Raw genomic sequence first — 2251 nt, forward strand, 5'->3', positions numbered from 1 at the left:
AACGGTTTTTGCCCACCCTACAACTACAACTACTAGGGTGGGCAAAGTAAGATTATCTAGAAGACTCAAAAGAACGAAACGGTTTTTGCCCACCCTACAACTACAACTAGTAGGGTGGGCAAAGTAAGATTATCTAGAAGACTCAAAAGAACGCAACGGTTTTTGCCCACCCTACAACTACAACTAGTAGGGTGGGCAAAGTAAGATTATCTAGAAGACTCAAAAGAACGAAACGGTTTTTGCCCACCCTACAACTACAACTAGTAGGGTGGGCAAAGTAAGATTATCTAGAAGACTCAAAAGAACGAAACGGTTTTTGCCCACCCTACAACTACAACTAGTAGGGTGGGCAAAGTAAGATTATCTATAAGAGTAATTTGAACGCAACGGTTTTTGCCCACCCTATAGGCTCCTACTGTTTTTGCCCACCCTACAGGCTTAAAGAGAATCTAAGTATTTGGCTAGCAATTCCGGAATATAGTCATAGCCATCTACGCCAATGACAGCAATAATTTTTGACCGTTGCTGTGCCAAAAGGGTTTGGAAGCCTTCTTGTCCCATTTGTCCTTGCAAAATACTTAACAACCCAGCTGGTTTGCGCCAATCTTCAGACCCAATTTGCTCTAATAGATAGGCTCCTAAACTAGCGGTGTAAATCACTTTTTGCCAATCTTGCTGGCTGTAGCAAGCTTGGGCTAAGTAGGCCAAATTCACCCCTTGTAAGTACAAATCCCCAGAAAATTGGGCGGCTTGCCAGCCTTGTTCTAAAAATGCGATCGCTTTTTGATACTGCTCGACCACCACATGGGCAATTCCCAAACTACTGAAACACAAGGCTTTACTTTGCCCAACCCCATAACTCCCTGCTGGGGAATCCCCCAATCGTTCTAACAATAATCGACCTTGTTCTAAATAGTTAATGGCACTTTCATACACCTCTAGTTCTGCTTGTTGGCTATCCTGTGCTTGAAACACTTCACTGTAGCCGAAATTCACTAAAGCATTAGCTTCCCCTAACCGGTCTCCAGCTTGACGAGCGAGTATTAATGCTCGTTGACTATAGTTAATGGCATCAGCATAATTCTCTTCCTCGACACAAATCCGACTGAGATGATTGAAATTAGCAATTTCACACAGTTGATCCCCAGCCTCACGGGCAATATCTAAGGCTTGCTGATGGAAGTTATTGGCTCGGTCATAGGCTCCTTGAGACCAAAGGGAATAACCCAACAAGGTTAGAATCCTGGCTTTCTCCTCAGTTCGGTCTACTTGCCGCAGGGGTTCATCCAGGTAATTCAGGGCATCTTGGAGATAGTTGCCGCTAAAGTTAGCAAACACACCACCGTAGAGGGGGAAGTAGTCCCGTTGGGCAAAGGTGCGCAGAATTTGCAGACAGACCTGAAAACAGCCATTTGCGATCGCGTAGCGGCTCGTACCGAGCATCGCATTGCCGTTGCTACTACTTGCTGTCTGGTTCAAAACATTAGCTAACCTAGACCAAATGACAGCAAATACGATAAAGGTAGAAATCGATAACTTTGCTCCCATCTTGGAGTCATATACCATTTTATCGAACCAATTCACCAGTCCTCGCTGCAAGCACTGGAGAATCACAGCCAATTCCACCCAAGCCTCTAGTTCCAAACTCGGTTGAGTATCTGCCCATTCATGGAAGGATTGATTTAGCGCTAGAGTTTGAAATAAAGACTGGGGTAACGGGCTATCGACCTTTTTCCCCCACAGCCCCCAAGGGCCACGCTGTTCCGGAGTACCCTCAAATCCCAGTGAGCCTCGACTTTGGTCATAAATCCAACTCACTAGATAATCTTCCAAGCGTTGCCAAGATGCCAAACCCGCCGTAATCCCAGCGGCCAGTTGTCCAAGGTCTTTAGCAGTATCAGATTCAGAAGCTTGTTGTGCCTGTTGCTTTAGGGGTTTAGCCAGGCTCGCCAGTTGTTGTAAAGTTAGCGGTGGTTGTTGATTGGGGTCAATCACTCGCAATAAAGCCGTAAAGCGGTCAGCCGGTTCAGCAGTAGTAATGGATTTAATAGCGCTAGTGATAGTTTCAGAAACTCGGTTTTCTTCCTGCCACTGTTCCCATTCACCACGAATGGTATTAAGCGCCCTGAGTTTCCGAATTGCCTTGGCTTGCTTCAATTCACTTTTAGGATTATCTATTTCTGCCTGAGTCATATCGAAGCGCTGATCAAGGCAACGTTCAAAAATTTCCCCAGTGCCAACCTGAACGCCC

At 45.7% G+C, this 2251-nt stretch carries 1 protein-coding gene; it reads right to left on the reverse strand.

Annotation, left to right across the window (positions count from 1 at the left end; all coding sequences use genetic code 11):
- Positions 1–438 precede the first annotated feature (438 nt).
- Positions 439–2251: tetratricopeptide repeat protein (locus tag F6K37_RS38935; RefSeq protein WP_287256576.1), on the reverse strand; the 1813-nt coding region annotated here is incomplete at its 5' end.

It is taken from the genome of Moorena sp. SIO4E2, assembly GCF_010671945.1.
Classification (GTDB): domain Bacteria; phylum Cyanobacteriota; class Cyanobacteriia; order Cyanobacteriales; family Coleofasciculaceae; genus Moorena; species Moorena producens.